Origin of the sequence: Kitasatospora sp. NPDC036755 (assembly GCF_040636595.1) — a bacterium.
Lineage (GTDB): Bacteria > Actinomycetota > Actinomycetes > Streptomycetales > Streptomycetaceae > Kitasatospora.
In genome coordinates this window covers 1-20069 of sequence record NZ_JBEZUT010000049.1, presented here as the reverse complement: position 1 = coordinate 20069, position 20069 = coordinate 1, and the positions used below count along the sequence as shown (strand labels likewise).

At 73.1% G+C, this 20069-nt stretch carries 7 protein-coding genes; 6 read left to right on the top strand and 1 reads right to left on the bottom strand.

Annotated elements, in window-relative coordinates; translation table 11 throughout:
- Window positions 1-58: 58 nt before the first annotated feature.
- Window positions 59-3199, bottom strand: coding sequence for a M28 family peptidase (locus AB0E96_RS10445; protein ID WP_359821055.1), 3141 nt, complete (start codon window positions 3197-3199; stop codon window positions 59-61).
- A 425-nt stretch (window positions 3200-3624) separates the two neighbouring features.
- On the opposite strand from AB0E96_RS10445, the gene AB0E96_RS10440 reads away from it, so the two are divergent.
- The 6 genes from AB0E96_RS10440 to AB0E96_RS10415 all read left to right on the top strand — a co-directional run bounded on the left by AB0E96_RS10440 (window position 3625) and on the right by AB0E96_RS10415 (window position 19976).
- Window positions 3625-5052, top strand: coding sequence for a helix-turn-helix transcriptional regulator (locus AB0E96_RS10440; RefSeq protein ID WP_359821017.1), 1428 nt, complete (start codon window positions 3625-3627; stop codon window positions 5050-5052).
- A gap of 354 nt (window positions 5053-5406) precedes the next feature.
- A complete protein-coding gene (locus AB0E96_RS10435; RefSeq protein ID WP_359821053.1) occupies window positions 5407-6252 on the top strand; it encodes a sterol desaturase family protein in 846 nt (281 codons plus the stop codon).
- Between the two features lie 69 nt (window positions 6253-6321).
- Complete coding sequence (locus AB0E96_RS10430; RefSeq protein WP_359821015.1) at window positions 6322-15564, top strand: amino acid adenylation domain-containing protein; 9243 nt, start codon at window positions 6322-6324, stop codon at window positions 15562-15564.
- The gene (locus AB0E96_RS10425) at window positions 15551-17230 is read left to right on the top strand and encodes an NAD(P)/FAD-dependent oxidoreductase (protein ID WP_359821013.1); all 1680 of its coding nucleotides are present in this window, start codon (window positions 15551-15553) and stop codon (window positions 17228-17230) included. The genes AB0E96_RS10430 and AB0E96_RS10425 overlap by 14 nt, the downstream gene beginning before the upstream one ends.
- A 29-nt stretch (window positions 17231-17259) precedes the next feature.
- Window positions 17260-18924 carry an NAD(P)/FAD-dependent oxidoreductase gene (locus tag AB0E96_RS10420; RefSeq protein ID WP_359821051.1) on the top strand — a complete coding sequence of 555 codons (1665 nt, stop codon included), beginning with the start codon at window positions 17260-17262 and terminating at the stop codon, window positions 18922-18924.
- A complete protein-coding gene (locus AB0E96_RS10415; protein ID WP_359821011.1) occupies window positions 18921-19976 on the top strand; it encodes an NADP-dependent oxidoreductase in 1056 nt (351 codons plus the stop codon). The genes AB0E96_RS10420 and AB0E96_RS10415 overlap by 4 nt, the downstream gene beginning before the upstream one ends.
- Window positions 19977-20069 lie beyond the last annotated feature (93 nt).

The following is a 20069-nucleotide window of genomic DNA, read 5'->3' as shown; positions in this document are numbered from 1 at the left end:
CGCGGCGCAGCGGCTTCAGTGGGCTTCGGCGTGCCCCGGGGTCGTCAGCGCGGCCCGGTCACACCTGCTGCCAGAGCGCCGGGACGATCGGCGGCTCCCAGCCGACCTGGGCGGTGTGGGCCTGGAGGCAGCGGTAGCTGACCCCGTTGTAGGTCACGACGTCGCCCGCCTGGTAGGTGGTGCCGGGCGCCCAGGTGCCGCCGGGGTTGGTCGGGCCGTTGCCCACCACCAGGGAGAAGCTGGTGCCGTGGGTGGCCGTGCCGGTCCCGGTCAGGGTGATGGTGTAGGTGCCGGCCGCGGTCGAGGCGGAGGTGGCGACGGTGAGCGTCGCCGAGCCGCCGGACTGCACCGAGGACGGGCTGAAGGAGACCGTCACGCCGGCCGGGGCGCCCGAGGCGGTCAGGTTGACCGTCTGGGCCGAGCCGGAGGTGGTCGTGGTGGCGACCGTCGCGGTGGCGCTCTCACCGGGCTTGACGGTGGCGGTGGTCGGGTTCACCGAGAGGGAGAAGTCGTCCGCGGGCGCGGTGCCGCCGACCGAGGTCTTCCACAGGGTGTACGCCACGCCGTCCGCGTTGCGGTTCAGCACCGTCGCGTCGACGTTGCTGGTGGTGTCGCAGGAGGAGTGGTAGCAGGAGTCGTAGGAACGGCCCGCCGTGCCGCCCCACTTGGCCGCCTGCGCCGAGGTCTTGGTGGCGTCGGCGCCGGCCGCGTAGCCCGAGGTCGGGATGCCGGCCTGCTGGAAGGAGTAGTCGTCCGAGCGGCCCTGGCCCTCGACGTTCTCCTCCGGCTTGAGGTTCAGCGAGTCCCAGTAGGCCTTCATCGGCGCGGCGGCGGCGGAGTTGAGGTTGTTGATGAAGTAGCCGGCGTTGGGCGAGCCGACCATGTCGAAGTTGTAGTACGCCTTGATCGCGGAGCGCTGGGCGGAGCCCAGCTGGCCGACGTAGGACTGCGAGCCCTGCATGCCCTGCTCCTCGCCGGTCCACCAGGCGAACCGGACGTGCCGGGTCAGGCTGGGGTTCTGCTGGGCGAGCACGAGCGCGTTCTCCAGCAGGACGGCCGAGCCGGAGCCGTTGTCGTTGATGCCGGGGCCGGCCGAGACGCTGTCCAGGTGGGCGCCGAACATGGTGACCTGGTCGGCCGGGCCGCCGGGCCAGTCGGCGATCAGGTTGTTGGACTGGTAGGAGCAGGAGGTGCAGGTCTGCTCGGTGACGCTGTAGCCGGCCGCCTGCAGCTTGCCCTTGATGTACGCCAGCGACTGGCTGTGCCCGGCGCTGCCCGCCCGGCGGTTCCCGCCGTTCTGGTTGGCGATGCTGTTCAGCTGGGTCAGGTGGGCCTGCACCTTGGCGACGTCGATGTCGGGCGCGGGCCCGCCGGGGTTGCCGCCGCCGCCGACGGTGAGGCTGTACTGGGCGGTGTGGGCGGTGCTGCCGGCGGTGCCGGTGACGGTGATCTGGTACGTCCCGGCCACGGCCGCCGCGGAGGCGGACAGGCTCAGGGTGGAGGACGAACCGGCCTGCACCGATGAGGGGTTGAAGGTCGCGGTGACGCCGGACGGCAGGCCGGAGGCGGTCAGGGCGACGGTCGACGCGGTGCCCGAGGTGACGGCGGTGCTCACCGTGGAGGTGGTGGTCGCGCCGGGCTGGACGGAGCCGGACGTCGGGCCGAGCGACAGCGAGAAGTCGTTGTTGCCGGACGGCGCGCAGGTCGGGTCACCGCTCTGGGCGGGAACGCTGACGGCGTCCCAGGCGGCCTTCGCCCGGTTGAAGAAGGTGCAGGTCGGGTCGAGGCTCTTGGCCGCGGTCAGGGTGGCGGTGCGGTACCGCTTGTAGGTCATGCCGCTGGTCTTGAGCAGCATGCCGCCGTAGAAGACCCGGCCGGCGTCCTTGATGCCGATGCCGGTGACGGAGGAGTTGTTGCAGGTCGGGCTGGTGGGCTTGCCGCCGCCGGGGTTGGAGCCCTCGGCGAGCAGGTAGAACCAGTGGTTCAGCGGCCCGGCCGCGGCGTGCTCCTCGGTCTGCGGGATCGACGCCGAGTAGCAGTTGGGGTTGTTGCTGACCAGCGACGGGTTGTACATGTTGCGGATCGGCCCGTTGCCGACCAGGTTGATCATCTCGCCGACGGTGTAGTCCGGGGAGTCGTACGGGGCGGGCTCGTTGGCGTACGCCTCGGTCAGCGCGCCCATGATGTCGCCGGTGGCCTCGCCCAGCCCGGACTCGTTGTTGGCGCCGCCGGGCGTGTACTGGTCGATGCCGTGGCCGAACTCGTGGCCGACCACGTCGATGGCGGCGATCCACTTGTTGGCCTGGCTGTGGCCGATGGATATCGTGGAGCCGTCCCAGTAGGCGTTGACGTCGCTGAGGCCGACCTTGACCGGCCAGCTGCCGCCGTTGCCGTTGTGCCCGTTGCGACCGAGCCAGTCGCGGAGCATGTCCCATTCCTTCTGGGCCGCGAACATCGAGTCCGCGCAGCCGGTCTCCTTGCTGGTGGCGCTGCCGGTGCCCCAGGAGTCGCTCGACTTGGAGAACACCTGTCCGGTGCTGTAGTCGGAACAGGACAGCCCGGGGCGGTTGGGGTCGCGCAGCGAGTAGGAGCTGCCCGAGCCGGTGGTGCTGATGGTGACGGGGGAGGGGCCGTTCCACTCGCTGTTGATGGTGCCGGCGCGCACGTCGTCGTAGCTGTCGACCACCTCGCCGGTCGCCGCGTCGACGAAGACGTGCAGGGTGCTGGGCGCCGAGGCGGTGCGGCCCTTGAGGACGGTCTCCCAGGCGAGCCGGCTGCTGCCGTCCTTCACCCGGACGACCAGTCGGCGGGAGTCCACCGAGTCCACCGTCGCCAGCTTGGTGCGGGCGGTCCGTTCCGCCTGCTCCGCGCTCACCTGCGGCGTGGTCGAGCCGCCGACCGGGCCGGGGGCGGCGGACTGCAGGGCGCGGACCTTGCCCTGCCCGTCGGCCAGCACCACCGCGTCGCCGCCGACCACCGGCAGGCCGCGGTAACTGCGTTCGTACGCCACCGAGTACAGACCGCCGACCCACGGGGTGACGGCCTTGCGCTCGTACGTCTCGTCGGGGCCCTTGGCCAGGGCGTCCAGTCCCGCCGCGGCCGCGGCGTCGGCCGCGTTGACGGCGGCGGCCAGCGCGCTCGGCGGCGCGGGAGAGGGGGCGGGTGCGGCGGTGGCCGGCCCCGCGGTGGCGGCGATCATGCCGGCCAGTACGGTCAGGGTGGTCGCCGTGGTCAGCAACCGGCCTGCGGAAACTCTGCGTTGCATCGAGGCTCCTCGCATGTGGGGGTCCTCGACCGCGGACGGGCATGGCTGGTGGCGCACCGCCGGGCCGCTACTGGGGGACGGCCGGGGCGGGCCGTCCGCGCTCGGGTGCCCGAACCCTCACACGGCGTCATGCTCGGGTCAATGCCCGGTGCGCTCCGGGCAACGGGTTGGCAAATTCCGTCAAGCCCGCCGCCCCGGCTTTGCGTCAAGCTGGGGTTTTCCTCAAGTGGTTGAGACCACGTCATGTACGGGACGGGTGGCGATCGAGTACCGTCCTCGTCATCGGAGTCGTCGGAACCACTGGAATCGTCGACAGGCCCCGCGACCGGCCGGGGGACGATGCGCCCGGGGAGGAAGCCGTGCAGCGGAACCGGGTGGCCCCCGCGTCGGCGGTGTCGCCGGACGACCGGGGGCAGGACGCCTGGCGGGAGTTCGGCGCCCGGTTGCGGCACTGGCGGCGGCGGGCCGGCCTCACCCAGGCGCAGCTCGGCGCCGGCATCGGCTACGACCACACGGCGGTCAGCAAGATCGAGCACGGGGCCCGCCGGGTCACCCCCAGGGTCGCCGACCGGATCGACGACCTCCTCGGTGCCGCCGGCGAGTTGAGCGCCGCCTGCCAACGCGCCGAGAGCGCCGAACTGTGCGATCTGGAGGCCTTCTCGCCCGCCCTGCTCCGGCCCCCGCTGCCGGGCGGGGCACCGGTCGGCCCGCCCGTCGCACTCCCGGCCCCCGCCCCGCTGCGACTGCCGGACTACGGCCTGCTCTGCCCGCTGCACGGCGCCGAGGGCTGCGTGGTCCCCGAGCCCGGCGAACTCGCGGCCCTGCACGCCGAGTTCTGCGCCGCTTCGGTGCTCGCCGACCCGGCCGCCGCCCGGCCGCTGGACGGCCTCACCGTGCACGCCCTGACCGGGCTGCTCGCCGCCCACCTGCGCTCGGGCGAGACCGGCGACCGGCCCGGCCTCGCCGCCGCCGTCGAACGCACCCTGCACGCCGTGCTCGCCCGGCTCGCCGCCGCCCCCGCCGCACAGCGCGGTCCGCTGGTCCGACTGGCCGCCGAGCACGCCCACGCGGCCGGTGCGCTGCGGATGCAGAACGGCCGCAACGCCACCGCGATGGCCTGCTACGACCGGGCCCTCACCTGGGCCGGGCTGGCCGGGGACCAGGCCACCCAGGTCGGCACCCTGAGCGACATGAGCATCCTGGCCCGGCTGGACGGCGACCCGCTCGCCGCCCTCGGCTACGCCCGCGAGATCGAACGGGTGGCCCCGGACCGGCACTGGGCCGGGGCGATGGGGCGGGTCAGCCGGGCCCGGGCGCACGCGCTCACCGGTGACGTGCGGGCGACCGTCCGGCAGATCGGCCTGGCGCGGGCGCACCTGGACCACATCGGCGCGCAGGACGAGCTCGACGTGCCCTGGCTCTCCATCGCCTCGATGCGGATGCGGGTGGAGTCCGCCGCGGCGGCCGCGCTGCGCGACCTCGCCGTCGCCACCGACGACCCCCGGCTGGCCCGCCGGGCGCTGGACGCCACCGAGATCGCCCTCGGTCTGCTCGGCCCGGACCAACTGCCCTCCAGCCGACTGCTCTTCGTCGTCCGGGCGGCCGACTGCCACGTCTGCGCGCACGATCCGGCGACGGCCGTGGAACTGCTCGGCCCCGCCCTGGAGGCGACCGGCGCGACCGCGCTGCCCGCGCTGGTCGAGTACGAGTTGCGCGGTCTGCGGGACCGTCTCGCGGCGCACGCGCCCCGTGCCGCACGCCGATTGGCGGAGCCGGCCCGCTCCTGACCCGGTTCGCCTCCGGTCCGCTCGGCCCCCGACCCGGCCCGCTGTCCCGGCGCTCGTGGCGAGGGCCGCCGGGTTTGGCCGGATCGAGAGCGGCGCGGGGCGGCGCAGAAGGGGCGCACATCGGCGCTCACTGGCCTGCAGAGCCGCCACCGCGCACCGTCAAGTCCCGCTACTTTTCGAAAATGCGCCCCCTTTGCGCCGTCCAGACGTCAACTTCGTGCGCGTATAGTCCGCCGATCGGGTCATTCATGGAGTTAACACGTCGAATGACTGTCACGGCGCGCGTCTGCCGCTAGAGTCTCTGACGTTTCCAGTCGTTAGTCCGCGAAGAACGGGGGGCGCGTGCTGTCAGCCATTGCCCGCCGGCTCGCCCATCCGCTGCTGCTCCTGGGTGTGCTGTGCACTGCCGTCGCAACCCTGCACTTCCACTGGGCGCCGGACCGGGTCTCCCCGCTCTTCCTGGTCGCCGTCCTCGGCTACCTCGCGCTCCTGGAACGGGTGATCCCGTACCGGACGGACTGGCACCCCAGCCGACGTGAACTCGGCTGGTACGGCGTCTACTTCGTGCTGAGCATGGTCGGCGGAGGGCTGGCCCAGGGGCTGGTGGCGACGCTGGTGGAGACGCTCGGCCCGGCCCACCCGGCGCTGCCCTTCGCGGTGGAGATCCCACTCGCGCTGCTGGTCGGCTCGCTCGGCGACTACCTCGTGCACCGCTGGTCCCACCGCAACCGGTGGCTCTGGCGGCTGCACGGGGTGCACCACGTCCCGGACAAGGTCAACGTCGCGAACAACGGCGTCAACCATTTCCTGGACGTGTTCGTCGCGCAGTCCGTCGTCCAACTGTCGCTGGCGCTGATCGGATTCTCTCCGGATTCAGTGTTCGTGGTCGGAATATTCGTCCTGGCTCAGGGGTATTTCGTCCACGCCAACATCGAAGTCCGAATCGGCCCGCTCGGCCACATCCTGGCCGGGCCGGAACTCCACCGCCTGCACCACAGCACCGACCTCGCCGAAGCCGGCCACTACGCCTCCGACCTCTCGCTCTGGGATCACGTGTTCGGGAGCTTCACCTGGCGGCCGGGCCGAGTGCCGAAGGCCGTCGGCCTCACCGACCCGGCCGCGTTCCCCGCCACCGGCGAACTCGGCGCCACCCTGCTGCACCCGTGGCGCCGGCCGAAGACCACCGAACAGTCCGTCTGAACCAGGCCGGAGAGGCCGTTCCCACTTGCCCGTGTCCCCGGCGTCACGCCGTCACCCCCGGATTGGATCATGACCTCCTCGCCCTTCGCCGTGCCCCGCGAACGCATCGCGATCACCGGTATCGGCTGCCGCCTGCCGGGACACGCCAACGACCACCGCTCCTACTGGCTCAACCTGATCGAGGGCCGGGACTGCCTCACCGAGACTCCCGCCGACCGCTACGACACCGGCACCCTGGGCAGCAGGGACCGGGCCAAGCCGGGGCGGCTGATCGGCGGCCGGGGCGGCTACATCGACGGCTTCGACACCTTCGACCCGGACTTCTTCGGGATCAGCCCGCGCGAGGCCGAACACATGGACCCGCAGCAGCGCAAGCTCCTGGAGGTCAGCTGGGAGGCCCTGGAGGACGGCGGCCTGCGCCCCGACGAGCTGGCCGGCCGGGAGGTCGGCGTCTACATGGGCGCCTTCACCCTCGACTGGAAGATCCTCCAGTTCGCCGACCTCGACTTCGCCACCATCGCGGCGCACACCGCCACCGGCACCATGATGACGATGGTGTCCAACCGGATCTCGCACTGCTTCGACTTCCGCGGGCCCAGCGTCTCGATCGACACCGCGTGCAGCTCCTCCCTGGTCGCGGTGCACCTCGCCTGCCAGAGCCTGCTCCGAGGTGAGACCGAACTCGCGCTGGCCGGCGGGGCGTTGCTGCACATGGCGCCGCAGTACACGATCGCCGAGACGAAGGGCGGCTTCCTCTCCGCGGACGGCCGCTCGCGCGCCTTCGACGCCTCCGCCGACGGCTATGTCCGGGCCGAGGGCGTCGGCGTGGTCGTGCTCAAGCGGCTCTCCGACGCGCTGCGCGACGGGGACCCGGTGCACGCCGTCATCCTCGGCACCGGCGTCAACCAGGACGGCCGCACCAACGGCATCACCGTGCCCAGCGCGGACGCCCAGGTCACCCTGATCGAGCGGGTCTGCGAGGAGGCCGGGGTGCTGCCGGGCAGCCTCCAGTACGTCGAGGCGCACGGCACCTCCACCCCGGTCGGCGACCCGATCGAGGCGGCGGCCCTCGGCCGGGTGCTCGGCATCGGCCGCCGCGCCGGGGACCGCTGCTACGTCGGCTCGGTCAAGACCAACATCGGGCACACCGAGGCAGCGGCCGGCGTCGCCGGGCTGATCAAGACGGCGCTCGCGATCAAGCACCGCCGCATCCCGCCGCACCTCAACCTGGAACGGCCCAACCCCGGCATCGACCTGGACGCCCTGCCGTTCGAGATCCCGACCGCCCCGGTGGAGTGGCCCGAGCACACCGGCCCGGCCCGGGCCGGCGTCAACTCCTTCGGCTTCGGCGGCACCAACGCCCACGTCCTGCTGGAGGAGCCGCCGCGGCCCGGGCCCGCCGTGCCGGTGGCCGGCCCGGCCCGCACGGTGCTGCCGCTGAGCACCAAGGACGCCGCCGGACTGCCCGAACTCGCCGCTGCCGTACGGCAGGAGCTCGCCGACGGCACGGCGCCGGCCGACCTCGGCCACACCCTGGCGCACCGCCGCCAGCACCTGCCCGAGCGGCTCGCGGTGGTCTACTCCACCCGGGAGGACCTGGACGAGGCGCTGGCCGCATACGGGCGCGGCGAGGAGCATCCGCGGGTGGTCCAGGGCCGCGCCCGGGAGCGCCGGCAGCGCCGGCTGGCCTGGGTGTTCACCGGCATGGGCCCCCAGTGGTGGGGGATGGGCCGGGGGCTGTACGAGCACGAGCCGGTCTACCGCGAGGCCGTGCAGGCCGTCGACCGGGAGATCCGCGCCCAGGCCGGCTGGTCGCTGCTGACCGAGCTGGGCCGGGACGAGGCGGACTCCCGGATGGCCGAGACCTGGCTGGCCCAGCCCGCCAACTTCGCCGTCCAAGTGGGTCTTTCGGCGCTCTGGCGGAGCCACGGCCTGCGCCCGGACGCGGTCGTCGGACACAGCACCGGCGAGGTCGCCGCCTTCCACGAGGCCGGGGTGTACGACCTGGCCGACGCCGTGCGGGTGGTGCTGGCCCGCAGCCGGCTCCAGCAGCGCCTGGCCGGCACCGGCACCATGCTCGCCGTCGGCCTGCCCGAGGCCGAGGCGGAGCGCCGGATCCGCCCGTACCGCTCCCAGATCTCGCTCGGCGCGGTCAACAGCCCCTCCGCGGTGACCCTGGCCGGGGACGCCGAGGCGCTGGCCGAACTGGCCGAGGGGCTGCGGGAGGAGGGCGTCTTCGCCCGCCTGCTGGACGTCGAAGTGCCCTACCACAGCGTGCGGATGGACCCGATCCGGGACGAGCTGGTGGCCTCGCTCACGGCCATCAAGCCGCAGGAGGCGCGGCTGCCGCTCTACCTGACGGCCCGCGAGGGGCTCGCCCGCGGGCCCGAGCTCGACGGCGAGTACTGGTGGCAGAACGTCCGCAACCCGGTGCGCTTCCGGGCCGCCGTCGAGCGGATGGCCGAGGACGGGCACGGGCTGTTCCTGGAGCTGGGGCCGCACCCGGTGCTCGGGCACGCGATCCGGGAGTGCGCGGAGCAGTCCCACAGCCTTCCCTCGATCCGCCGGCAGCAGGACGAACCCGAGCGCTTCGCCCGTAGCCTCGCCGAACTGCACACCCTCGGCGTCGAGTTGAGCTGGGCCGCGCTGCACCCGGCCGGCCGCCCGGTGCCGCTGCCCGGCTACCCGTGGCGGCGCGACCGGTACTGGGTGGAGCCCAAGCCGGTCGAGCAGGTCCGGCTCGGGCAGCTGGACCACCCGCTGCTCGGCCGCCGCACCGCGAGCGCCCAGCCCGGCTGGACCGTCGCCCTCGACCCCGAGCGGCTGCCCTACCTGGCCGACCACCGGATCGAGGGCCAGGTGGTATTCCCGGCCGCCGGATACCTGGAAATGGCCGCCCAGGCCGTCCGCACCCTGACCGGCGGCACCGAGGTGACACTGGCCGAGGTCGAGCTCAACCGGGCGCTGTTCCTCTCCGAGACCGAGCCCGTCACCGTCCAGTTCGGCTACGCGCCCGAGGACGCCCGCTTCACCGTCGCCTCCACCCCGGCCGGCGGCGAGCCGGGCGTGCACGCCTGCGGGCGGGTCCGCACCGGCCAGCGCCGCGCGTACGGGCCCGCCCTGGACCCGGACGCCCTGCGCGCCCGCGGGCGGCACCTCGACGGCCCGGACTGCTACCGGCAGCTCGCCGACCGCGGCTACGACTACGGGCCCGCCTTCCGGACCATCACCGAGGTGTGGGCCGGCCCCGGCGAGGCACTGGCCCTCCTGCGGCCCACCGGGCGGCTCGGCCCCGACGCGGCCGACCACCACCTCCACCCGGTGCTGCTGGACGGCTGCTTCCAGACCCTGCTCGCCACCCGGCTGGAGACGCCCGAGGGCGGCAGCGTCCGGCTGCCCGTCTCGATCGAGGAGGTCCGGCTCGACGCGATCGGCGACCGCCCGCTGTGGGTGCACGCCACCGTCACCCGGGACAGCGGCGAGGAGCTCGTCGGCGACCTCGCGCTCTACACCGAGGACGGCACCCCGGTCGGCACCGTCACCGGGTTCAAGGTCGCCGACGTCGCCCAGGCCCCGGCCTCCGTCGGCCTGGCCACCATCGACGGCTGGCTCACCGAGGTCGACTGGATCGACGCCCCCGCGGCTGCCACCGAGGAGACCCCGGGCGACCTGGTGCTGTTCGCCGACGGGAACGGCCTCGCCGAGCGGCTGGCCGCCCTGGCCGCCGCGCGCGGCACCCGCTGCCACCTGGTCCGGCCCGGCGCGCGGTACCGGCACGGCGAGGACGCCTCGACCGTCCGGCCGGACTCCGCGGAGGACGTCCGGCGGCTGTTCGCCGACCTCGACCCAGGTTTCGGCACCGTCGTCCACCTCTGGAACCTCGACCAGCCCGCCCTGGCCGCCGCCACCGCCGACCGCCTCGGCCCGCTCGCGACCCTCGGCGCCTACTCGCTGATCACGCTCGCCCAGGCCCTGCCCGACGCCCGCCCGGACGGCCGGCTGCACATCGTCACCCGGGGCACCCAGCCCGCCGCCCCCGGCGACCGGGTCGAACCGCTCGGCGCCCCCGCGTGGGGCATCGGCCGGGTGCTCTGGCAGCAGGAGCTGGTCGCCCAGCGCGGCACCCTGGTCGATCTCGACCCGGCCGTCGACGCCGCCGACCAGGCCGAGGCGCTCCTCGCCGAACTCGCCGCCCGGGACGAACAGGAGATCGCCCTGCGGGCCGGCGGCCGGCTCACCAGCCGGCTGCGGCAGGCCGAGGGCCTCACCCGCCCGCTGCCGCCGGTCCTGCGCCCCGACGGCAGCTACCTGGTCACCGGGGCCTTCGGCGCCCTCGGCCGGCTGCTCTGCCGCACCCTCGTCCGGCGCGGCGCCCGACGGCTGATCCTGGTCGGCCGCACCACCCTGCCCGAGCGCTCCGCGTGGGCGTACACCGACCCGGACACCCCCGCCGGCGAGCGGATCGCCTTCCTGCGCGAACTCCAGGCGCTCGGCGCCGAGCCGCTGCTCGCCCCGGTCGACGTCACCGACGAGGCCGCCCTCACCGACTGGCTCGCCGACTACCGGCAGCGTCAACGCCCGCCGATCCGCGGCGTGTTCCACCTCGCCGGGCAGGTCAAGGACACCCTGCTGGCCCAGATGGACCGCCCGTCCTTCGACGCCGGCTACGCCCCCAAGGTGATCGGCGGCCACCTGCTGCACCGGCTGCTGCGCGAGGAACCGCTCGACCACTTCGTGCTGTTCGCCTCCGTCGCCTCGCTGCTCACCACCGCCGGGCAGACCAACTACGCGGCCGGCAACGCCTTCCTGGACGCCCTGGCCCACCACCGCCGGGCCCAGGGGCTGCCCGGGCTCAGCCTGGACTGGGGCCCGTGGGCCACCGGCATGATCGAGGAGCTGGGCCTGGTCGCCCACTACCGCGACGCCCGCGGCATGAGCTCGCTGCCGCCGGACGCCGGAACGGCCGTCCTGGAACGCGTCCTCGGCCAGGACCGCGCCCAGCTGCTGGTCGCCACCGTGGTCGACTGGCCGACCTTCCTCGCCTGGTACCCGGCCCCGCCGCCGCTGGTCGCCGACCTCGCGGCGAGCGCCGCCGAGCAGGCCCCGGCCGAGACCGGCGGCTTCCTGGACGCCTACCGCGCGGCCGGCCCGCAGGCCCGCCGGGAACTGGTCGTCGAGCGCCTCACCGCCGCCGCGGCGGCCGTGCTGCGGATCGGCGCCGAACGGATCGACACGGAGACCAGGCTCGGCGCGCACGGCCTGGACTCGCTGCTCGCCATGGAGCTGCGCGCCCGGGTGCACGGCGAACTCGGCGTCGCCCTGCCGGTGGTGGCCCTGCTCAGCAACGGCACCGTCGGCGACCTGGTCGACCTGCTCACCGAGGGCCTCGCGGAGCGGCTCGCCGACGCCGGCCCGACCGAGGCCGAGGTGGAGCTGTACACCGACGAGTCCCGCTTCCCGCTCACCCACAACCAGCAGGCGCTCTGGTTCCTGCGCCTGCTGCACCCGGACGGCTTCGCGTACAACATCGGCGGCGCCGTGGAGGTCCGCGCGGAGCTCGACCCGGAGCTGATGTTCGCGGCCTTCCGCCACCTCGTGGCCCGGCACCCCGAACTGCGCGCGGCCTTCACCGCCGAGGAAGGCCGCCCGGTCCAGCGGATCCGGGAGGAGGCGGAGGCCGACACCGGGCTGTTCGACGTCGAGGGCCGGCCGTGGGAGGAGATCCACGACCTGATCGTCCACGAGTACCGGCGGCCGTACGACCTCGCCGAGGACCCGCTGGTACGGCTGCGGCTGTTCCGGCGCGGGCCGGACCGCTGGGTGCTGATGAAGGCCGTCCACCACATCGTCTCGGACGCGATCTCCACCTTCACCTTCATCGAGGAGCTCTTCGAGGTCTACGAGGCGCTGCGGCAGGGGCGCACCCCGGAACTGCGCCCGGTGCCAGCCCGCTACCTGGACTTCCTCAACCGCCAGAACCGCTTCCTGGCCGGGCCCGAGGCCCGGCGGATGCTCGACTACTGGCGCGGCCACCTGCCGGCCGAGATGCCGGTGCTGGCCCTGCCCACCGACAAACCGCGCCCGGCGGTGCAGACCCACAACGGCGCCTCCGAGTTCTTCCGGCTGGACGCCGAACTCACAGCCCGCGTCCACGAGTTGGCCCGCGCCAACGGCGCCACCCCGTTCATGGTGCTGATCGGCGCCTACTACCTGCTGCTGCACCGCTGGTCCGGCCAGCCGGACATCGTGGTCGGCAGCCCGGTCACCGGCCGCACCCAGGAGGAGTTCGCCTCCGTCTACGGCTACTTCGTCAACCCGCTGCCGCTGCACGTCAGCCTGGCTGGCGAGCCGACCGTGGCCGAACTGCTGGCCCGGGTGCGCGAGAGCGTGCTCGGCGGGCTCGACAACCAGGAGTACCCCTTCCCGCTGCTGGTCGAGCAGCTGGGGCTGCAGCACGACCCGAGCCGCTCCGCGGTGTTCCAGGCGATGTTCATCCTGCTCACCCACAAGGTCGCCGTGGAGCGCTTCGGCTACCGCCTGGAGTACATCGAACTCCCCGAGGAGGAAGGGCAGTTCGACCTCACGCTGTCCGCCTACGAGGACCGCGCCGACGGCTGCTTCCACTGCGTCTTCAAGTACAACTCCGACCTCTTCGAGCCCGCCACCGTCCAGCGACTGGCCGCGCACTACCGCAACCTGCTGGACGCCATGACCCGCGCCGCCGAGGGCGAGCCGGTCGGGCGGCTGCGGATGCTGGACGGGGCCGAACGCCGCGAGATCCTCAGCGGCTTCAGCGGCGCCGAGCGGCGGATCGAGCACGACACCCCGGTGCCGGAGCTGATCGCCAAGGCCGCCGCCGAGCGGCCGGAGGCCGTCGCGGTGGTCGCGCCCGGCCGGGACGGCGTGCGCCGACTGACCTACGCCGAACTGGACCGCCAGTCCCAGCGCACCGCCGTCCGGCTGCGCGAACTCGGCGTCGGCGAGGGCTCCGTGGTCGCGGTCTGCCTGGACAAGACGCCCGAGCTGATCAGCACCCTGCTGGCGATCTGGCGGGCCGGCGCCGCCTACCTGCCGCTCGACCCCGGCCACCCGGCCGACCGGCTCGCGTACCAGGTGGAGGACGCCGGGGCGGCCCTGGTGGTGGTCGACCACCGGCGCCCGCCGGCGGCCGAACTCCCCGCCCGGATCGTCACCCTGGAGGAGCTGGACCGGCCCGTGACCGGCGGCGCCGTACCGCTTCCCGCGGCCGACCCGGCCCGGGCCGCCTACCTGATCCACACCTCGGGCTCCACCGGCCGCCCCAAGGGGGTCCGGGTCGACCACCGCAACCTGGCCGCCGTCACCGCCGGCTGGCGCGCCGAGTACCGGCTGGACACCGAGGTCCGGGTGCACCTCCAGATGGCCGGCACCGCCTTCGACGTCTTCTCCGGCGACCTCGCCCGGGCGCTCAGCACCGGCGGCACCCTCGTCCTGGTCGACCGCGAGCTGCTCTTCGACACCGCCCGGCTGTACCGGGTGATGCGCGAGGAGGCCGTGCAGGGCGGCGAGTTCGTGCCCGCCGTGGCCCGCGCACTGCTGGCCCACTGCGAGCGGGAGGGCCTGACGCTGGACTTCCTGCGGCTGCTGGTCGTCGGCTCCGACTCCTGGAAGGCCGCCGAGCACCAGCGGGTGCGCGCCCTGTGCGGGCCGCGGACCCGACTGGTCAACTCCTACGGGCTGACCGAGGCCAGCGTCGACAGCACCTACTACGAGGGCGCGACCGACCGGCTGGAACCCGGCCGGATGGTGCCGATCGGCCGGCCCTTCCCGAACAGCGCGGTGTACGTCCTGGACCCGTACGGCGAGCCCGTCCCGGTGGGCGTGCCCGGCGAACTGTGGATCGGCGGCGCGGGTGTCGCGGCCGGCTACCCCAACGACCCGGAGCAGACCGCCCGCCGCTTCGTCACCCTGGAGCTCGACGGCACACCGCTGCGGCTCTACCGCACCGGCGACCTCGGCCACTGGGACGCGGCCGGCACCGTGCACCTGCTCGGCCGGATCGACAACCAGGTCAAGGTCCGCGGCCACCGGATCGAGCTGGGCGAGATCGAGGCCCACCTCACCGCCCGCCCCGAACTCGCCCAGGCCTGCGTGGCGGTCCGCCAGGACGCCCGCGGCGAGGCCGTCCTCGCCGCCTACGTGGTGCCCGCCGAGGGCACCGTGCTGGACCGCCGCGAACTGGGCCGCCACCTGGCCGAGCACCTGCCCACCGTGATGATCCCCTCCTACCTCACCGAACTGCCCGCCCTGCCGCTCACCCCGAACGGCAAGGTGGACCTCGCGGCCCTGCCCGAGCCGAAGGCCGACACGGCGGGCGCCCAGCACGAACCGCCCGTCACGCTCTACGAGACGAAGGTCGCGGAGCACTGGCGGAACCTGCTCGGCCTGGACGAAGTCGGCCTCCAGCACGACTTCTTCGAACTCGGTGGCAGCTCGATCCGGCTGATCGAGCTGATCCACCACCTGCAGAGCGAGTTCAACATCAGCATCCCGGTCGGCCAGCTGTTCAAGGTCACCACCCTGCACGGCATGGCCCGTACCGTCGAGCAGATCATCACCGGCGAAGTGGCCGGCGGCGAGCCCTACCTCTGGTTCAACGCCGGGGCGGCCGCGGACCGCACGGTGTTCTGCTTCCCGCCGGCCGGCGGCCACGGGCTGGTCTACCGCCAGCTCGCCGCCCACCTGCCGGAGCACCGGATCGCCTCCTTCAACTACCTGACCGGCGACGACAAGACCGCCCGCTACGCGGACCTGGTCGAGGAACTGCACGCCCCCGGCCCGTACGTCCTGCTCGGCTACTCGCTCGGCGGCAACCTCGCCTTCGAGGTCGCCAAGGAGCTGGAACGGCGCGGACGCACGGTGGCCTCGGTGCTGCTGGTGGACGCCTACCGGGTCACCGAGGCCTTCGACCTCGGCGAGGAGCACCTGGCCGTCTTCGAACGCGAACTCCACGAGCACCTGCACCGTCACACCGGCTCGCGGATCGTCGCCCAGGAGACCCTCGAACAGGCCAGGGACTACCTGGAGTTCAGCAGTCGAACGCCCAACACCGGCACCGTGACAGCCCAGTTGGACGTGATCTGCGAACGCGAGCGGCTGTCCGTGCACGTGGGCGGCGAGCCGGGCTCCTGGCACGGCGCCTCCGGCACGGGCACCGCGGTGTACGTCGGACACGGCGCCCACGCCGAAATGCTCGACGGCGACTTCGCCGCCCGCAACGCCGAACTGCTGGACGCCATCCTGGCCGGAGGCACCGCCGATGTCCGCGGCTGACCGCGGACCGGACTGGTCCACCAGGGAGCGGGCCGCCGCCGGTCCGCCCCGGGTGATCGTGATCGGGGCCGGCCTGGCCGGCCTCGCCACCGGCTGCTACGCGCAGATGAGCGGCCTGGAGACCAGGATCTTCGAGAAGCACGTGCTGCCCGGCGGCTGCTGCACCGCGTGGTCCCGGCACGGCTACCTGTTCGACTACTGCATCGACTGGCTGATCGGCACCGCCGAGGGCACCGGGGCGCACCAGGTCTGGAGCGAACTCGGCGCCCTGGACGGCAAGTCGGTGACCCGCTTCGACACCTTCAACCGGGTCGTCGACGAGGACGGCCGGGCCGTCACCTTCTACGGCGACCCGGACCGGCTGGAAGCCCACCTGCTGGCCGTCGCGCCCGGCGACGCCAAGCCGATCAGGGCCTTCTGCAAGGACCTGCGCCGCTACGCCGCGATCGACCTGCCCTGGGACCTCACCCCGCCGCCGCTGCGCACCACGGCCGAACGGCTGCGCACCCTGCGCACCGTGCTGCCCGCGTTCCGGCTGTTCTGGCGCACCGCGACCACCCCGATGAGCGGCTTCGCCGAGCGCTTCCAGGACCCGCTGCTGCGCCGGGCCTTCCCCAACATGTTCCTCCAGGAGCCCGAGGGCTTCCCGCTGCTGCCGTACCTGTACACGCTGGCGGCCGCCCACAACGGCAACGCGGGCTTCCCCGAGGGCGGTTCGCTCGGGCTGGCCCGCTCGGTGGAGGAGCGCTACACCTCGCTCGGCGGGGTGATCGGCTACCGCTGCCGGGTCGAGCGCGTCCTGATCGAGGACGGCCGCGCGATCGGCGTGGAACTCAAGGACGGCTCGCGCCACTACGCCGACCACGTGGTCGCCGCCTGCGACGGCCCGACCGTGCTCGACCGGCTGCTGGAGGGCCGCTACTCCAGCCCCGCCACCGAGAAGCTGTACGGCGAACTGCTGGACAAGCCGGGCAACCTGTACCCGGCCGTGGTCTCCGCCTTCGTCGGCATCGACGGACCGCTGCCCGAGGGCGAGCCGCACAGCACCACCTACCTGCTGACGCCCGAGGACGGCGAGCGGCTGCCCGGCTCGCTCCAGCGCAGCCTGGTCGTGCAGCTGCGCTCCTCCTACGCGGAGGGCTTCGCGCCCGCGGGCAAGTCGGTGCTGCACTGCACCTACTTCAGCGACTACCGCTCCTGGAAGGACCTGCGGACCGTCGACCGCCGCGCCTACCGGGCCCGCAAACAGGAAGTCGCCGCGTTCGTCCGGGAGTTCCTGGACCGGACCTACCCTGGGCTCGGTCGGCGGATCGAACTCGTCGACGTCGCCTCGCCGGTGACCACCGAGCGGTTCACCGGCAACACCTACGGCAGCATCCTCGCCTGGCAGGCCTTCTCCGAGGCCGAGGACGCCGCCAACCGCCTGGTCAACCGGGACCGGATGCGGCTGCCCGGGCTGAGCGGCTTCTCCATGGCGGGCCAGTGGACCGCGCTCGGCGGGCTGATCCGGGCCGCCACCAGCGGGCGGTTCGCCGCACAGTACCTGTGCCGGGAGCTCGGGCTGCCCTTCCGGGCCTGGCCCAGCGACAACCGGGACCCCTGGCACGCGGGCAAGTGGGGCCGCCTGCCGCAACTCGACCGGGCCACCGTAGGAGTGCCGGAGTGAGCGCGACGACCACCAGCGGCCGGCAGAGCATGGTCATCATCGGCGGAGGGCTCGGTGGACTGTCCACCGGGTGCTTCGCCCGAATGAACGGCTACCGCACCCGGATCCTGGAGATGCACGAGATCCCCGGCGGCTGCTGCACCGGCTGGGACCGCGGCGAGTTCACCTTCGACTGCTGCATCAGCTGGCTGCTGGGCAGCGGGCCCGGCAACGAGATGCACCAGATCTGGCTCGAACTCGGCGCGCTGCAGGGCAAGCGGATGCGCAACTTCGACGTCTTCAACGTGGTGCGCACCAGGGACGGCCGTGCGGTGTACTTCTACTCCGACCCGGACCGGCTGGAGGCCCACCTGCTGGAGCTGGCGCCGCAGGACGCCCGGCAGATCCGGCAGTTCTGCGCCGGTCTGCGCAAGTTCCGCCTGGCGCTGGCCCGTTACCCCTTCCTCAAGCCGGTCGGGCTGATGGGCCGGTGGGAGCGGATGCGGATGCTCGCCTCCTTCCTGCCGTACTTCAACGTGATCCGGCGTTCGATCACCGTGCTGATGAGCGACTACTCGGCGCGGTTCAGGAGCCCGCTGCTGCGTGAGGCGTTCAACTTCATCCTGTACGAGAAGCACCCCAACTTCCCGGTGCTGCCCAACTACTTCCAGCTCGCCTGCCACGCCGGGCAGTCCGCCGGGGTGCCGGAGGGCGGCTCGCTGGGGCTGGCCAACTCGATCGAGCAGCGCTACCGGCGGCTGGGCGGCGAGATCAGCTACAACACCAAGGTGAGCGAGGTCCTGATCGAGGGCGACCGCGCGGTCGGGGTGCGGCTGAGCGACGGCCAGGAGGTGCGGGCGGACATCGTGGTGGCCGCCTGCGACGGCCGGACCACCATGATGGACCTGCTCAAGGGCCGCTACCTGAGCGACACCTACCGCCGGCTGTACACCCAGACCATCACCGAGCCGGGCATGGTCTTCCCCGGCTACGTGACCGTCTTCCTCGGCCTGCGCCGGCCCTTCCCGGCCGGGGACCCGTGCACCACCTACCTGCTGGAGGACGAGGTCGCCGAGCGGCTCACCGGCATCCGGCACCCGAGCATCAACGTCCAGTTCCGCAGCCGCCACTACCCGGAGCTGTCGCCCGCCGACACCACCGTGGTGTACGCCAGCTACTTCTGCGACATCGCGCCCTGGCGGGAGCTGAGCACCGGGCCGGAACAGGAGCCCCGGGTGCGGCGCGGCGAGGAGCTGCACACCCTGCCGGTCGGCCGGGGGCGGGAGTACCAGCGGGCGAAGCGCCGGGTGCGTGACACCATCGTCGAGTTCCTGGACGGCCACCACCCCGGCCTGCGGGAGGCGGTGGCCGTCAAGGACGTCTCCACCCCGCTCACCCAGGTCCGCTACACCGGCAACTACGACGGCACGGTGCTGGGCTGGCAGCCGTTCGTGGAGAGCGGCGAGACCCTGGAGGAGGAGATCAAACGCAACGGCCCGGGGCTGCCCGGACTGGCGAACTTCTACCTCTCGGGAGTCTGGGCGACCACCGGCGGGCTGATCCGGGCCGCGGCCGCCGGGCGGCACGTCGTCCAGTTCATCTGCCGGGACGACGGCAAGGCCTTCACCGCCGAAGTGGACGACAGCGCACCGCTGCCTACCCTTCTCATCGAACCGGTCGGCCCCGCCGACCGGCAGTTTGGAGTCACCTCGTGAGAATCGAGAAGTGGGTCGTCCAGGAGCACGAGGACGGCGTGCCGGACGTCGAGCAGGTGTACCGGAAGGTCGTGGAGGAGGTGGACGTCCGGCTCGCCGCGGACGAGATGCTGCTGCGCACCCGGTACGTCTCGGTCGACCCGTACCTCCAGGGCATCGCGCTGGACACCCCGCTCGGCGACCACATGGGCGCGGACTCGATCATGGAGGTGCTGGAGGCCGGGCCGGCCGCGCGCTTCGCGGTCGGCGACCTGGTGCAGGGCTTCGGCGGCTGGCGCACCCACCTGGTCAGCGACGGAGAGCCCAGGCTCTGGCAGACCGGGACCTTCCCGATGGTCTTCCCGGCGTTCCGCCGGCTGGACCCGGCCGACTACGACGAGGCCCTGCCGCTGTCCACCGCGCTCGGCCTCCTGGGCGGGCCCGGGATGACGGCCTGGGGGACGGTCGAGAAGTTCCTCGACGTGCGCCCCGGGTCGACGGTGCTGGTCAGCGGGGCCTCCGGGGCGGTCGGCTCACTGGTCGGGCAGCTGGCCAAGCACCGGGGCGCACGGGTGATCGGCACCACGGCGACGCCGGAGAAGGTCGAGTGGCTGCGGCAGCTGGGCTTCGACGGGGTGCTGGTCTACCACGACGGCGACGGGCCGGACCGGTTGGAGAAGGAGCTGGCCGACCTCGCGCCGGAGGGCATCGACCGCTACTTCGACAGCCTCGGCGGAACGCTGACCGACGTGGTCTTCGGCATGCTCGCGGTGGACAGCCGGGTGGCCGTCTGCTGGCAGTGGGGGAGCCAGGTCGGCGGGGACTGGACGGGGCCGCGGCTGCTGCCGATGATCATGTTCCCGCGCACCACGATCCGCGGCATCTTCTCGATGGAGTGGTTCACCGAGGAGAACTGGGCCGCGCTGCGCCGGGACCTCGGCGCCCTCGTCCGCAGCGGGGCGGTGACGTACCGGCAGACCGTGCACCACGGCTTCGACAGCATCCCGGCGGCCTACCGGGGCCTGTACGTGGACCGTTCGGGCAGCCGGGGGAAGGTGCTGGTCGAGCTCTGACCCGAATCCGCAGGTAGTAGTGCGGTGTAGCGGCTGATACGACGACAGGTGTCCGTGCCGGTTTGAGATGATCGAGGTTCTCTACGCCTGATC

Coding starts and splice junctions, on each gene's coding strand:
- AB0E96_RS10445 (WP_359821055.1), bottom strand. CDS start 3,199: ATGATCGCCGCCACCGCGGGGCCGGCCACCGCCGCACCCGCCCCCTCT.
- AB0E96_RS10430 (WP_359821015.1), top strand. CDS start 6,322: ATGACCTCCTCGCCCTTCGCCGTGCCCCGCGAACGCATCGCGATCACC.
- AB0E96_RS10425 (WP_359821013.1), top strand. CDS start 15,551: ATGTCCGCGGCTGACCGCGGACCGGACTGGTCCACCAGGGAGCGGGCC.
- AB0E96_RS10420 (WP_359821051.1), top strand. CDS start 17,260: ATGGTCATCATCGGCGGAGGGCTCGGTGGACTGTCCACCGGGTGCTTC.